This is a genomic window from Jeotgalibaca porci (assembly GCF_011299095.1).
GTDB classification, from domain to species: domain Bacteria; phylum Bacillota; class Bacilli; order Lactobacillales; family Aerococcaceae; genus Jeotgalibaca; species Jeotgalibaca porci.
The window spans coordinates 713954-728997 of the sequence record NZ_CP049889.1; the positions used below are offsets into that span (position 1 = coordinate 713954).

General features: G+C 33.4%; 13 protein-coding genes. 2 read left to right on the forward strand and 11 right to left on the reverse strand.

Features of this window, described 5'->3' with window-relative positions; all coding sequences use genetic code 11:
- Positions 1–791 precede the first annotated feature (791 nt).
- Positions 792–1067: an ATP-binding protein gene (locus G7058_RS03665; RefSeq protein WP_227004489.1), complete on the forward strand. Its 276-nt coding sequence runs from the start codon at positions 792–794 to the stop codon at positions 1065–1067.
- 229 nt (positions 1068–1296) lie between these two features.
- Here the strand turns inward: G7058_RS03665 and G7058_RS03670 are convergent, their stop codons facing one another.
- From G7058_RS03670 to G7058_RS03695, 6 genes are all read right to left on the reverse strand, one after another.
- The gene (locus G7058_RS03670) at positions 1297–2403 is read right to left on the reverse strand and encodes an EpsG family protein (RefSeq protein WP_166062283.1); all 1107 of its coding nucleotides are present in this window, start codon (positions 2401–2403) and stop codon (positions 1297–1299) included.
- A gap of 93 nt (positions 2404–2496) precedes the next feature.
- Positions 2497–3597 (reverse strand): glycosyltransferase, encoded by a 1101-nt coding sequence (locus G7058_RS03675; RefSeq protein ID WP_166062284.1) that lies wholly within the window; start codon positions 3595–3597, stop codon positions 2497–2499.
- 39 nt (positions 3598–3636) lie between these two features.
- Complete coding sequence (locus G7058_RS03680; RefSeq protein ID WP_166062286.1) at positions 3637–4737, reverse strand: glycosyltransferase; 1101 nt, start codon at positions 4735–4737, stop codon at positions 3637–3639.
- Between the two features lie 10 nt (positions 4738–4747).
- Positions 4748–5887, reverse strand: a complete 1140-nt coding sequence (locus G7058_RS03685; protein ID WP_166062287.1) for a glycosyltransferase family 4 protein — start codon at positions 5885–5887, stop codon at positions 4748–4750.
- Positions 5888–5952: 65 nt separating this feature from the next.
- On the reverse strand, positions 5953–6804 hold the full coding sequence (locus G7058_RS03690) for an NAD-dependent epimerase/dehydratase family protein (protein ID WP_166062288.1): 852 nt from the start codon (positions 6802–6804) through the stop codon (positions 5953–5955).
- Positions 6801–7454: a sugar transferase gene (locus G7058_RS03695; RefSeq protein WP_166062289.1), complete on the reverse strand. Its 654-nt coding sequence runs from the start codon at positions 7452–7454 to the stop codon at positions 6801–6803. The genes G7058_RS03690 and G7058_RS03695 overlap by 4 nt, the downstream gene beginning before the upstream one ends.
- A 407-nt stretch (positions 7455–7861) precedes the next feature.
- Between G7058_RS03695 and G7058_RS03700 the strand changes: the two genes are divergently transcribed.
- Entirely contained in the window at positions 7862–8596 is a 735-nt protein-coding gene (locus G7058_RS03700; protein ID WP_166062290.1) for a helix-turn-helix transcriptional regulator, read from the forward strand.
- Between the two features lie 36 nt (positions 8597–8632).
- Here the strand turns inward: G7058_RS03700 and G7058_RS03705 are convergent, their stop codons facing one another.
- From G7058_RS03705 to G7058_RS03725, 5 genes are all read right to left on the reverse strand, one after another.
- Positions 8633–9475 carry an MBL fold metallo-hydrolase gene (locus G7058_RS03705; RefSeq protein ID WP_166062291.1) on the reverse strand — a complete coding sequence of 281 codons (843 nt, stop codon included), beginning with the start codon at positions 9473–9475 and terminating at the stop codon, positions 8633–8635.
- Between the two features lie 20 nt (positions 9476–9495).
- Positions 9496–10926, reverse strand: coding sequence for an MFS transporter (locus tag G7058_RS03710; RefSeq protein ID WP_166062292.1), 1431 nt, complete (start codon positions 10924–10926; stop codon positions 9496–9498).
- Positions 10927–11165: 239 nt separating this feature from the next.
- Positions 11166–11933 (reverse strand): hypothetical protein, encoded by a 768-nt coding sequence (locus G7058_RS03715; RefSeq protein ID WP_166062293.1) that lies wholly within the window; start codon positions 11931–11933, stop codon positions 11166–11168.
- Positions 11934–11974: 41 nt separating this feature from the next.
- Positions 11975–13459, reverse strand: coding sequence for a BglG family transcription antiterminator (locus G7058_RS03720; RefSeq protein ID WP_166062294.1), 1485 nt, complete (start codon positions 13457–13459; stop codon positions 11975–11977).
- 394 nt (positions 13460–13853) lie between these two features.
- On the reverse strand, positions 13854–14903 hold the full coding sequence (locus tag G7058_RS03725) for a Fic family protein (RefSeq protein WP_166062295.1): 1050 nt from the start codon (positions 14901–14903) through the stop codon (positions 13854–13856).
- Positions 14904–15044: the final 141 nt, after the last annotated feature.

Sequence of the window (15044 nt, forward strand, 5' to 3'; positions counted from 1 at the left end):
TGAATTTAAAAGTAACCAATTTTTTTTGAAATCTACTATCAAAATGAACGAGTCGCCACTCACAAACGATTATCTACCTATAAAGTGATTCAACGTATTTTTTGAGAGATTACAACTTAAAGAACAAGCTTATCAATCCTGCTTGTCAGTTTTAAATCTATCAAAAAAGCACTCCAATGAAGCCTTGGAGAAAGCTTGTCAAATTACTCTTAGAACGACTTCACTCGCCAAGGTACTGTTAGCTAAATACCATTTTAAATAACCCCAATAATAAGGACATTTTATAAGAAGCAGAAAGTACTCAAAAAAAATCCTTGGGATTTGTAAGAGGCTCAGAATATTATGGAGGCGACATCAAGTATTGATAGCGAAGCAGTATATAAATTAAGACAACTAGGCCTAAGTGAGTTTATGGATAGAATGGATAGATATACGAGACAATTGCCTTTTGACGAACGCCTACAACTATCCATCGAGTGCCTTTATCAAGAAAAATATAATAACCTGGTTAGTGGATTGATTAAACGCTCTAAATTTCGAATACAAGACGCGGATCTAGCTTCAATCCACTATGAAAAGCGCGAGATAGACCGACAACCCTTCAAGAATTGGCGACCTGCAATTAGATCAATCACTTACAGAAAGCTATTTCCAAAAGGTTTACAGGTTCAGGAAAACATACTTAGTTTGTGTATTAGGCAAAGAAGCATGTAAACAAGAAATTCAAACGCATTATGTTCGCCTTCCTGATTTATTAATAGAAAATGATGAAGCGACCCTGAAACCTAAAGGTGTACCGAATCTCATCAAGAAGTTTTCCAAATTACGGTTCACTCATTATAGACGAATGGTTATTGGATGACTTGTTGGAAGAAGACTTAAAATTTCTCTTTGAGATCATTGAGCGTCGCTACGATTCCGGTTCCATTGTCTATTGTACACAATTTAGAAAAGCAGACTGGCATCAAAAATTGGGAGGCGACCTCCACGCAGACGCGACTACAGACAGAATCGTACATAATACTGTTTGGTATGACACTAGTCAACTAAACATGCGCGAACACTAAGCAATTAATTAATTAATCTTAAAAGATAGTCATGCTGATGTTGGCATGGCTATTTTACCAGACTCAATCCGCGTACAAGTGGACTCCAATTGTATATCGCAAGACTCAATAGAAGGAATAGATGGACCTGAAGGCTCGCAATAATCATCTTATTTAACAACTCGTCACCTTTATTTTTAATCTCCTAATTTTATGTAACTATTTCATCAAACTTGTTAATTAATACTTTTTAAAAAAAGTACCCCAACATGAGATCTTGCCAATAAAACAATACAACAAACATCGCTATAATTATTAATAATATTGGTAGTCTAAAATTGAATTTTGTTGTAAGTACACTCGAAAACATTGGTAGTGATATATATATCACTAATTCAAAAGTCCTAGAAAAAAGAGTTGGGATGAATATGCTTGATATCCCAAATAACAAAACTAAGTAATAAAAATTATAATAGTCCTTTGATATAAAATTAGCCAAAGTATTTCTTTTTTTCATACTAGTTATTAAAAATAAAATTAATACATAACTTACGATAGCTACAGCAAATTGAGCTGTTGGTATATAATTTTCAACATTTTCAACATATCTTCCAAGTACGACTAAAGAACTTTGTAGTATTGGAGGTAAATAGTTATGAATATTAGTGAAAATAATTAAAGACAATGGCCATAATATCAATAAATATTTCAAAAAAGGGAACTTTTTTACTAATATAAGAACTAGTCTTAACACTACAATTGGAGCTGCACTTAGGTGCACGAGTAAGGGCAATACGTATAATACTACATTCATAACCCTTTTTTTTTCTTTGCTGAAAAAATCGTAGTATACTGCTACCATTAAGAGAGACCATGCCAAATTTTGTCTAACACCAGTTATTATTAAAAACACACTAGATACTGAAATAATACTCACCATAAAAAAAGCAAAACTGCTATAAGTGATATTGTAATCTTTTCTAAATTTATTTGAGACGAAAAAAATTAAAGAGAAAACCATTCCTGTAGGAAAAATTACAAACCAAGATCTATTTTCTATTTTAGACATTATATTAAAATATATGCTAGTTAATATAGTTTGCCTATATGGCCCATAATTAATAATTTGATTCCAATTTATATCCATGTGTTCAACTTCATCTAACATTAAATAATATCTATATAAATCCATTTGTTGAGTAGGAATAAAATTATATGCGACTACTAAAACAGAACATAAAAAAACAGTATTCAATATACGAGAATATACTTTTGTAAGTTCTATATTAGCTAGTATAACAAACACCAAAAAAAAGTAATAAAAAATAACAATAACTATCGGTAAACTTGCTACCATATTTAAAATCTCCATCCATATTCTAATTTAAGATCTTCCGTTTTTTAATGTAATCTCTAACTGTTGCCACTGGCAGTTAAGTAACTATCAATATTATTTCTTACTATTATATACTAATTTAAATGCTCGTTCGTATTCTTTAACTATTCTTTTCGCTTCAAAATTATCTATTAGATTCAATTTATTAATTGGTTTTTGTCTTTCACTAAACCACTTTTCATTCCAATCCAGTTCGTCTACTATGAACTCTTCCCTATCAATTAATTTCATAATCTCTCTTGTACCACCGGGATGGTTACTTGTGATTATTTCACAATTAGAAGCCGCAGCTTCTAATAGTGAATTTGGTAAACCTTCATATCTAGATGAGAGTATAAATAAATCAGAATATTTCATCCATTGAAATGGATTTTCTTGTCTTCCTACAAATTCAACGTAATCCGATATCTTTAACTTTTTAGCCATATTTTTGTATTCATTTAATAATTCTCCATCTCCAAGAAAGTGAAGCATTACATCATGTTTTAATATTTTTTTTTCGTTTTTTAAAATAGATTTCAGCAATATATCAATGCCTTTTTGGTTTGCCATCCTCCCCACTACAATCACGTTCTTCTTTTCAGGATTTTTAAAGGGATTAATAGTAATTTTATTCATTTCTTCAATCCACGAAAAATCAACAGGATTATATATTCTAAGGGTTTTATCTAATGGAAATGAATATTCTTTTACTAAATCATTTTTCATAAACTCAGACTGACAAATAACTAAATCCGCTTTTCTATATAATGTTTTATAATAAAGATTATATAAATTTGGTGTTGAGGTATCTTTAATTGAGATACTAGGTGTATTCTCTTCTCTAAATATAAATTTTGTTTTTGCTTTTAACAAAGGTTTAATCAAACTCAGTATTAAAGAAACCCCTCTTAGTGAGGAAAAAACAATTTCGGGCTCTAGTTTTCTAAGAGTTTTGATAAGGTCAACAATAGATGTTCTAGTTCTTTTGTGACCTAAATTAATTAAAGTAATATCTTGAGATATGTGTTTAATATAATCATTACTATCATCCAGCAGGATAATTAAACTGACGTCAAAAATATTTCTATCAATGTACTTTAATATATTTGAAATAACTCTCTCTGCTCCACCCGTCCCTAAAGTGGACATTACAAAAACAATCTTAATTTTCAAAATAATGATCACCTACTCCAAAATCGCAACAATGCGCTATTATTTTAATTGTTTGTAGATATCTTCAAACTTTAATGCAATCTTTTTCATATCTACTTTATCCGTGTTAATTTTTTCTTTATCAATTCTATGTTCTTTTGGTTTGGATGCCTTAATAATTAAATCTATCCAATTATCAATATTATCATTACTAGCAAAATATAAATTTTCAGATATTTTTACTTCATCTGTTATTTTATCTGAAATAATAGTTGGTAAACTTGCAACTTGTGATTCTACAACTGAAAATGGCAGACCTTCAAAGTGTGATGGTTGCAAATAAACATCCATGGCTGATAAAATCGAAGCAACATCTTCTCTCTGTCCAGTAAAAATTATTTGGTTGTCTATATTTAATTTTTTTGCTAAATCCTTTAAATTTTTTTCTAATTCTCCTTGTCCTACTATCACTAGCTTATATTTTTTAGATGTTTTTTTATTTAAATACTCTAATATGTAAAGTAATAGTTCGAAGTTTTTCACCGGAACTAACCTTCCGACAGAGCCTAATAATATTTCATTATCATTTATATTTAGTTCATTTCGAATTTTCATACGATCTCGTTGATTATATTTAAACAGCTCTATATCTATACCATTATAAATTATTCGTTGCTTTTGATCATTAAACATCCATTTTCCAGCATTTTTTGAAACGGTAAGTTTCTCATCAATTTTTTTTAGATATCTTTTTTTGTTGAATTCATGAGTTAATGTAACTAATTTACTCGTAGACTTTGAACTGTGACTATGTAATATTATTTTTGTTTTCCTCGCGTACTTTTTAAACATGCTTAAAGGGATAGTATATATTAACGAGTTGGCATGAATATGAATAATATCATATTCATGTCCTCTACTAATGACAAATTTTTTCATGAATTTGTAGTGTCGAAAATACTTTTCCGGAAAAGCCGGAGCTTTAATTATTTTGATATCTAAGTTTGCAAAGTCTTCAGCCATATCATTGGGACAATTACGGACCATTATATCCATTTGAAATTCATCTTTGTCAATATCTTTTAATAGATTTAGTAAGAATCTCTCGGCTCCTCCATAATTTAAACTATTAATAAAATGAAGCACTTTTATTTTTTTCAATAATTTTCACCTACATTTCTCGATATATATCATACATTTTTTGGTTAACTATTTCTTGATCGAATTTTTTTGATTTTATAACATTATTTTGTCCGATTTTAAACACTTCGGATTTATCTAGTGTATATAGTTTTAAAATGCCTTCACTAAAGCCAATAATATCATCTGGCTCATATTTAAATCCAGTCTCGCCAAAAATAGAGTAATCATTTATGCCATGTTTATTAGAAGTCAACAAAGGGAGTCCGGCTGCCATTGCTTCAACAGCAGCTAATCCTAAACCTTCTCGTTTTGATGGGAAGGCAAAGATATTTGTTGTTTTATATATTTCATTTATATCATTTCTATAACCTAAAAAATGAACTTGCTTACTTAAGCCATAGCTATCTGTAAGATTAGCTAATTCATCTTTTAATTGACCAATACCAATAATTGCATAATGAATGTCAGGTTTCCCCAATTTGTGCATTGCTTCAATGATTACTTTATGATTCTTATTTTCATTTAACTCACCAACAGATACAATTAAAAAAACTGAATTTGGAATACCTAATTCTTCACGCTTTTTTTTATTAAAAGAAGTCATATTAAATTTTTCTGTATCTACTCCTATTCCAGGCACATATTCTACTTGACATGTATTAAAAGCTAGTGCTTTATTATAATCCTGTTCATTTATTGTTATTAATAGATCCGTATACCTTGATAATTTTTTTTCAATTGGATAAAATATCCAATTTTTTTTAGGTGCACTCTCATAAAAATGAAAACCATGGGCAGTATAAATGATTTTAGTTGTCTCTTTCATGGCGCTTCTTGATGCCAAACGAGTTAAGACACCACCTACGGGGGATTGACAATGAATTAAATCAAAATCTCCATTTTTTATTATTGTTTTAAGTTCTTTAAACGCTTTAAAATTTTTTTTGCTTATCGGATTGCGATCAAATTCGATATTGATAGGAATAACGTCACTTTTATATAAATCATTAAATAATTCCTTTGATTCCTTTAAAGGAATTGTTCCGGGAATATTAAAATTTGTGGCTACAGTAACTTCATAACCTAGTTTTTTTAAGTTTTTAATATTTGGAATATTAAATTGTTTAATCATTGATGCTACGGAAGTAACCATTAACGCTTTTTTCATTTTCTTCGTACCTTTCTAAAATCTAAATTCTTTCATATAAATAGTAGTTTTTCATTAGATAAGTACTATTCTGTGTAGCGAATAGTATCATAGAACTCTCTTATTTGATAATGAGTTTTATACTCGCTTATATTCAAGTCGTAAGAAAGATTACCAAACATTTTATTCACTAACTTTATTCGCATGCATAAATGAATTATAGGATTAAACACTTTAGTGATAAACAGTCGTTTGCCGTGTATTTTCGAAATTTCTCTAACCATCTCACTTGTTTTAACGTACTCTTTGTTTTGAGGATAAAAAATTCCTGTATCATTATTGTCTATTACTAAACGAATAAATTCAGTTAGATTATCAATATGTAACATACTTCGTTGATTATCATAATCAGGAAAAATTGGTGTAAAGCGTGCTAACTTTGACAATAATTGATAATTCCCTTTTGAACCTTTACCATAAATCATTGGCGGACGAATAATAACCACTTTAAACTCGTATGAATCAAGTGGACGAATACCTTCTTCTGCCTGCAATTTACTATTACCATAGAAGTTACTTGGAACTGGGATTGTTTCTCTTGTTATTACTCGCTTGTTGCTTGTGCTATCTCCGTATACAATAATACTGCTCATAAAAATAAATTGCTTAACACCTTGTGACTTTGCTTTTTCAGCAACTTCAATTGTTAAATCTCGATTGACTTTATAGTATAAATCTTCCATTTTGGGGTCAGAGGAAACATGCGCAATTCCAGCCACATGAAACACGACATCATACTGCGAGAAGTCTTTCTCTTTCCATTCTCCATTTTTTGTACCGACTGAATCAACTTGATACTCTTCTGGATTATCTGCAACCCACTTCTCAAAAGATGTACCTATATAACTATTTTTCCCAGTAATTAGTATTTTTTTCATTTTAACAAAGTCTCCTTTGTTTCAGTTTTTTCAGCTATGGTTTCTGAGAGTCTTTTCTCAATCACTCCCGTACCACCTTCTACTACGCCGTCACTTTGTAAGACGCTAAGAAAAGTACCAACAAAGCATCTCACATCAAATGCGAGACTTATTTTGTCGACATACTCTCCGTCTAATACTGCTTTAACTGTGATCGGTAATTCATCACGACCATTGATCTGTGCCCAACCGGTTAAACCTGGCATCACATCATTTGCACCATATTTATCACGTTCTTCTATCAAGTCATATTGATTCCATAAAGCAGGTCTAGGTCCAATAATAGACATTTCACCTTTCAGAATATTAATGATTTGTGGCAGCTCATCCAAACTTGTTTTACGTAAGAACTTACCCACTTTAGTAATGAAGTGATCTGGATTTGATAATAAGTGCGTTGGTGTATCTTTTGGCGTATCGATTCGCATTGTACGGAACTTCAATATATAAAAATGAGACTTATTAATTCCGACTCTCTTCTGCTTAAAGAAGATTGGTCCCGGTGTATCTAATTTTATCGCAAGGAATAAAACTAAAAATATCGGTGAAAGGATTATTAAGCCTAGTAATGATAAAATAAAATCTATAATTCTTTTGATAACTAAATACATTCTGAACTCCTCCATGCTGATAAACTTAATGTGGATAAAGACTGCTACTTATCATAATACTTTTAGATAAATCTGATTAAAAAAAACTATTTGTTTTGATTTTGAATTAATATAACTCAAATCAATATATTATTATTTCCTACATGTCCCTAATAATACCATTAAATAACTTATTTTTGCATCATATATTGTAATTTTTTACGTTTTAATCGTATGATTGCGTTTTCTCTTTTGAGGTAAGGAGTTTTACAACTGATTCATGGACTTGTCTATACATTTAAAGCGATTTATTACTAAAAGTAAGATACAAAACTGAGGATTTTTTATTAATGTGCTAGTAGCTTAAAGCAGACGAAACCTTCACAAAACTCTTATTAATCTATAAAATAACAATTAGGAGGTGACACATGGCTAAAACTTTTCAGAATTTCTTAGAAGGAACAATCCATGACCAAAGACATCTGGAGACAGTCTACGAACGAATAGACTATTTGATGATTTTAAAAGAAAGTATTGCCAGTCACAATGCTGAGAAAGCAAAAGAAGCATTGAAGGAATTTTACCAATATATTGATTTAGATCACCAAAATTATGTTCCACCAGAAGACTTATTAGTTGCGGCAATTGGTCGTACACAATTTTTCCATGGACTCGTTTATGCATTATTATTAGATTGTTTGGCTCCCTCTGTGTTTGCCTATTCACTCTCTTTAGTTCACATTGAGACGATTAATGCCATGAAAAGACCAGAAGATGCTTTTATTATCACTTGTAGAATGATTGATACATATTGTGACTATGTAAATTCACTAGACAACATTAAAACCAGCGAATTTTCAGCTAAAGTGCTTGCGTTAATAGATATGAACATAAAAAATGAATTAACCACCCGTATTATAGCCGAGCATCTCCATTTACATCTTGATACATTGCAGAAGAAATTCAAGGCTGAAACTGGTAAGAATATTACCGAAGTTATCAACGAACGACGCGTTGAATTAAGTAAGGTATATTTACGAAGTTCGAAATACTCTATTACAGATATTTCATATGAAGCGGGCTTCTCGGATGCTAGTTATTTCGTTAAAGTATTTAAAAGGTTTACAGGCACAACGCCAGGCCAGTTTCGTACTCAAAAATAGAAGACCTGACATATTATAGTCGGATCTTCTATTTCCTTAGGCATCACATTTATACCATAGTTCTATTCCGTTTTGACGAATGACTTCACCTTTGCGGAAGCCGATTTCTTCATAATTTCCTTTCAATGTTCCATCCAAAATACCTGTTGATAGTTCTAGGTAGTCTTTAACTACTGCCTTATCCATCGTTGGGGTTTCGTGGCCCACTAAAAGTGTGTCATAGGCATCACTCAAGTCCCACAACTTTTGAATGGATTTTTGATAAATTTCTAAGTCCTTACGATTACCGCCTTCTTTGTTAAAAATGATAATACTATCATTAATCGTGTCTCCGCTAAAGAGCAAACGATTCGTGCGATCGAGATAAGAGACGTGTCCAGGTGAATGCCCCGGCGTTTCAAAAACTTCCAGAACACGATTCCCTAAATCAATAGTGTCTCCTTCTTTAATCGGTTTGTATGGGAATAAAGATAGGTCTTTTTCTTCCGGTAATTGTTCCAATAAAGCTTCCACATGTCCTTCACCTGGAAAACGGATAGGCGTTCGTGTTTCAATGTACCATTTCCTCATAGCCACACTTGGATAATGTTCGCGGTAGAGATGGTCATCATCTGGGTGCATATATGCTTCCTCGAAAGCGTACATGCCGCCTAAGTGGTCCAGATGTCCGTGTGTCAATAATACTTTGATAGGTTTATGAGTGATTTTCCTTACATCATCGATGATAGTGCCAATACCAGCTCCCGTATCTATGAGAGCAGCATATTCATCTCCGACGGCCACATAGTAATTGTCTAGAAAATAGTCGCTAATATGCCAAGTATTCTCATTAATTTGTGTTATTTTCTTTGCGATTTTCGGTTTAGTATCTACTGCCAATTTCACTCATCCTTTCCCTATTACAAACTGTTTACCTCTTTAGATATATTTTGCATTTCTGCATCGGTCATATTGTATATAAAGTGGAAACAGAAGAAAATTAATACTGCTCCGATGACAGGTAAAATACCACCCATAAATTTGATTGCGGTTGCGACTCCAGTTGTTTGTGCCGCTCCAAGAGCCACATCATACCCAACTGCATCCAATAACAACGCAATCATCGATGTTGAGAAACTCGAAACCAAGAACACTAAAAATGTGATTGTTGCATAAATGGTTCCATCATTCCGTTCTTTTGTTAAATAGGCCTGGTAATCGACCGCATCAGCAATTAAAGACCAAATGAGTAAGCTAAAGAAACCAACGAAAAATTGTCCCAGTAATTGGAAGAAAATATATTGCGTAGATGAAACTGGGAAAAATGCATTAACTGAAAATGACGCTGCTGCTAGAAGAGCTGGCCAAGTTACTAAGTTCTTTTTACCAAAACGGTTTATCATCGGTTTAACAAAGACCATCGCAACCAATGTCGGAATGAGTGTAGCTAACCCTAAGGCAGCAAGTTGCTCTGTGGCGCGATAATGGCTCATGAATACATATTGGTTCATGATTCCTGTTGTTTGGATAAAGAATTTAGTGATGATGTAGGCTGAAATAACTGCAACCATCGGACGGTTTTTAACAAAAGTTTTCATAACTTTGAAATAATTGATACTCTTTTGCTCATCAGTCTTGTCCGGAATAATTACCCGTTCACTAACTAAAACATGGGTCAAGAGCAGGCAGACTGCAGTAAAGATTGAAAGAATAATTCCTAATAATACAAAACGATTAGCAACAGGATTATCCATTTGATCGAATAAGATTAATGGTGCAATGGAAGTAACAATAACGTTGGCCATAACTGAACCAATACTTCTGAAGTTTGATAAATCCGTTCTGCCTTTCATATCAGAGGTAATCGAGTTTAACATTGCTCCATAAGGAACGTTAATGAAGGTACCAACAATTCCCCAGATAAAGTAGGTAATAAGAGCATAAGCAATTCTAAATGCATACGGCATGCCCGACAAATTAACAAACAGAAGAATCGTTGTCGCGATGTATGGTAATAAATATTTGATTAAGAATGGCTTATATTTACCAAACTTTGAACCTGCTCTGTTATCTACAGCTCTTCCGATAAAAGGATCGTTAATCGCATCCGATGCCTTACAAATAGCTATGATTAGCGAGAAATGCACGGGGGTAATTCCAACTATGTTCACAAAGAAAATCATTAAATACGTATTCACTAGAACTTGAAGCGAGTTAAACCCTAAATCTCCGAACATATAGCCTAACTTGTCTTTGATTCCGAATGTTGGGGCACTCTTTACACCCGCAACATACTCTTGATTCGAAGAGACTTCTAAAACTGTTTGCCCTATTTTCGTTTCTGCAGCCATAAAACTTCCTCCTAAAATGTTTTCTTCAAAAATGTAACCGGTTTAATTGAATGATTTTAGTATAATTAAGAAAGCGCTTTAATAATAGGTGTTTTACGGTCGTTTATGGTAAATTTCCGACTTATAGGATTTAAATATCAAGTTTTTGTGAATCTGGTAACTTGACTAGAGTAAAAAGAAGCATCAGAGTATGCAGCGGCGCACTCTGATGCTTGATAAAGACTATTTAAATTTCACACTTAATGCGACAAATGCCCTGTAGTCACAATGTGATGGTACTTTTCTGTTCCTAAAAACCCTTCAACAATATCGTATTTGGCATCATAGACGAGTCGCTCTGCTTCCAATTCTTCTATTATAACTACCTCATCCTTCAACCAGGATTCAATACGACTAATTGCCGTATCAATCCGTGCACTCGCTCCACCGTATCGGATGTCCAATACTTCCCAACCAAATGGCTTGTATAATTCAAACCACAAACGATTGTGCTTTTCATGGAGGTACTTCATATCCTCTTTTAGCGACTTTAACTGTTCCACATGTATAGCCATTCTCTGCTTATCTTTCTGATCATATGCTCTCTTCAAATTTATTCCAATTTCTGCCTTGGTTGCTAATACTTTAGCTAGTTGTTTATAAAAATCAAATAGAGAAATATAATCTGATTCGCAATTTTGAAGCTGCGCCAACTTTTCATACAAGCGACGATAATGCTTACCCAGTTCTAACGTCTTAATATTCGCGTCAAATAAGCCCGTCAAAATATCTTGCCACAAGATAAATTTAGATGGGCTAGAAGACATCAAATTATTTTTTCCCACACTAGGAACTTCGTCGAACTCATTCAGTAACATGAAGTATTCTAATTTCATACCTGTACAGCCTAACAAACGCTCTGCCAGCTCTTCTTGATTTATTTCTTGTTTGTATGTGTACTCCGCATACAGTTGCATGACAGGTAAAGCTGTTGTCAGTGGTGTTTCTGCACCATTATCTGCCCACAACGTGAGGAACACTTCTTCTATTCCTTCAGATTTACAGGCTTTTAAGGCTGCCTCTGAATTAACAAACGCCCTGCCATAATTCGGAGCAACACCATTCCATGTCCAAGCCCCTCCAGCAAAAATTGGATGCGAACCCAACTCTTTGTGATATAGACTTTCTTTTCACTTGGGAATGAGATGGTCGAAAAGACTAAATCGTATTGATTTTCACTCATTAAAAGTGCTTCTTGAATACTGTGTTGTTCGATAAAGTCGATTTCTGGGAATATCTCTCGTAGACCCGCTGTCATTACTAAGGAAGAGCTGATGCCATTGAGACAAATCGCTAGTGCTCTTAAACGGGTATTTTCTTCGGTTTTCTCTTTCAAGTGTAAGTAGCCACCAAAGTGAATGGTGAAATAAGCTATTTCACTCTCAGAAACACATTTACCAATCTCTTGTTCTAAAGGTTCCAATCCTTTTTTGATCAGATAGAAAAGGTTTTGGTACTCTTTTTTTACCTTATCAACGAGCGGATTTTCATAATACAAGTCGAATTTCATCCGGAAATACGCAGGTACAAGGTGTTGATATAACGTTTTGTGGAGTGTGGTCGACTCCGAAAAGTTAATTCCCGTGATTTGCTGAATATGTAGAATGATTTTCGCTGTCAGTTTATTAAAGTAGTGCGCATCCACCGTGTATTTTTCACCCTGCAGAACGTTGAGTAGGCGTGTTTCCCAAAAGAGAATTTCTGCTTCATTTGAGTGGTTGAAGATGTCTTTCACTAAAGTGGCAGATAGCGTATAGGCTGGCTGATCCTTTAATTGTTGTGTATCGTTTTTTGAGAAGTTTATTGGTTTTGTATTTTTGCGGATTTTGTTAAAGCAAATGTTGTAGATAAGTTCTTCCAAACGGCTTTCCACAAAGCTTAATAGATTATTTTTTGAGTAATTTAAGATGTACGCATAGTGTTCGTTTATTTCTAATGACTTTCCCCAGATGACTTCAAAGTAGTGGGCTGATTTCTTTAGGTACGAAATGTGTTGTAAGTGTGAGATGGCATTTTCTAAGAGCCTTCTGACCTTCATTTCATCACCTTTAAAAATGTAACCTTCTGCCTTGTCATAGAGAAGGACCAGTTCATAGTCTTCTATATAGTCACGTAATCTTTTTACGTCCGCTAAAACAGAACTCCGACTGAGCCGAAAATAATTTTGCAGTTTTTTTGCTGATAACGGCTGTTGCGCACAGGCGATGTGGATAATTAAAAGTGGAATTCTCTCTTCTGGAAATTGGTAGCTATCGAGTTCTTGCTCGACGAGTAACTTTGTCCATTTTTCAGTTTCTTCATCTTGATTAAAGAGCTGTCCTGCGTGTAACTCAATCGTCTGTAAGCCCCCTTCCACCAAAAAATTATTAATAACGGAAATCTCATACCATAACTTTTTCCTACTTTCATCCAAAGAGAGGATGATTTTTTCAGTATCCTTTTCTTTCGTTTGATGCAAATAGTTAATCAACAAAATTGTTTCCGTTTTTAGCATTTCCATCACCTATTTTCATTATATGGTAAACCGCTTACATTGGAAGTACTTCAGCGGTCCAAGATATTTGACGTTGTTTTTGGTTGTGTTGGACACATAGAATAGTATAAATGATTTTGGGGGATTTAAAGAGTGGGATGGATGTAGAATTCCAAAATTATTTTTTAGAATAATATACTGAGACATCAAACCAAAATTATTTTAACGATTCAAATGTTATTCCATTGTTTGCGAAGATGAAATAGTGCGACAGAGAAAGAGGCGTCCGGGTGGGCGCCTCTTTTCTATGGGGTTTAAAAATAATACCCTTCTATATCAAGTTCAGTATCGCGTTGTTAATTCGAATACTTTTGTAATCCTATCTTTTCTCTCCATTTTTCCATAGTCTCTAAATTCAATTAATGAACTGATACTTAGTCGACCGTCCTTTACCAATTTTCTCAATGACATTGTCAGATTGTAATACTGACAAGGCGCGCTCAATTGTTCGACGACTAATTTCTGGTAACAACTCTTCCAATTCAGCTCTGCTTAACGGTTCAAAACTTTTTTGTAAGGTTTCTAGCAAACGCTCTGAAGGTGTTAATTCTTGATTTATCACAACCTCAAACCGTTCTGTAAATCCCTCATAAGCTCGTAGTATAACCCCTAATAAGTAACGAACAAATGGTGTGTAGTCTTGTTCATTTTCTGACCATCCAAAGGAACTTGCCTTTAACGATTCATAATATGTTTGTTTCGATGTTTCGATTAGTTTTTCAATACTAATATATTTCCCTACTAAATACCCTGATTTATACAACAATAATAAAGTCAATAATCGGGACATTCGGCCATTTCCGTCACTGAATGGGTGGATTGAAAGAAAATCTAGAATAAAACAAGGTATTAATAATAAAGGATCAATTTCTGATTTACTGATTGCTTGATTGTATTGCTCACACAATTGGCTCATTAATTCCGGAGTTAGAAATGCAGGTGCAGGCACAAACCGGACCCGTTCCTTGCCATCAAAATCCTTTTCTGTTATTAGGTTATCGACGCTTTTATATTTTCCCTTGTAACTTTTAGCTGAATAATTATAAAGGTTTTTATGTAATGTCAAAATATCATTGGGTATAACTTTAATGTAATCATGACTATCGTGAATCAACTTCAATACATCTCTGTAGCCTGCTATTTCTTCCTCATCTCTGTTTCGAGGCGTGCTCTTCTCCTCCATTATTTCTCTTAAACGTCCATTCGTCGTTGATATACCTTCAATTTTATTTGAAGATTCTGTACTTTGAATTAAAGCCATATCTGTCAATTTCCCCAGTATTTCCGGTTTCGCAGCAATGTACAGTTCTTGCTTACCTTTATATTCATGTATTTTTGTCAACATATTCAATAAGTCATAGCTAAGCGTTAATTTTTCTAAATTTCTGTAATCGAACTCTTTCACCGCCACTCACCTCTTTTCTCCGCCATTTTACCCTTTTTGGCGGAGAAAGACAAGATATGGCGGAGTAATTTTCCATGTAGTAGGTGTTCCGAGATGACTCATCTTTCCCCACAAAAAAAGCACCCCTAGTTCAGAGGCGCT

What these genes read in the sequence shown, in the direction of transcription:
- G7058_RS03670 (WP_166062283.1), bottom strand. Translation starts at nt 2,403, where the DNA reads ATGGTAGCAAGTTTACCGATAGTTATTGTTATTTTTTATTACTTTTTT.
- G7058_RS03685 (WP_166062287.1), bottom strand. Translation starts at nt 5,887, where the DNA reads ATGAAAAAAGCGTTAATGGTTACTTCCGTAGCATCAATGATTAAACAA.
- G7058_RS03690 (WP_166062288.1), bottom strand. Translation starts at nt 6,804, where the DNA reads ATGAAAAAAATACTAATTACTGGGAAAAATAGTTATATAGGTACATCT.
- G7058_RS03695 (WP_166062289.1), bottom strand. Translation starts at nt 7,454, where the DNA reads ATGTATTTAGTTATCAAAAGAATTATAGATTTTATTTTATCATTACTA.
- G7058_RS03700 (WP_166062290.1), top strand. Translation starts at nt 7,862, where the DNA reads ATGGCTAAAACTTTTCAGAATTTCTTAGAAGGAACAATCCATGACCAA.
- G7058_RS03710 (WP_166062292.1), bottom strand. Translation starts at nt 10,926, where the DNA reads ATGGCTGCAGAAACGAAAATAGGGCAAACAGTTTTAGAAGTCTCTTCG.
- G7058_RS03720 (WP_166062294.1), bottom strand. Translation starts at nt 13,459, where the DNA reads ATGCTAAAAACGGAAACAATTTTGTTGATTAACTATTTGCATCAAACG.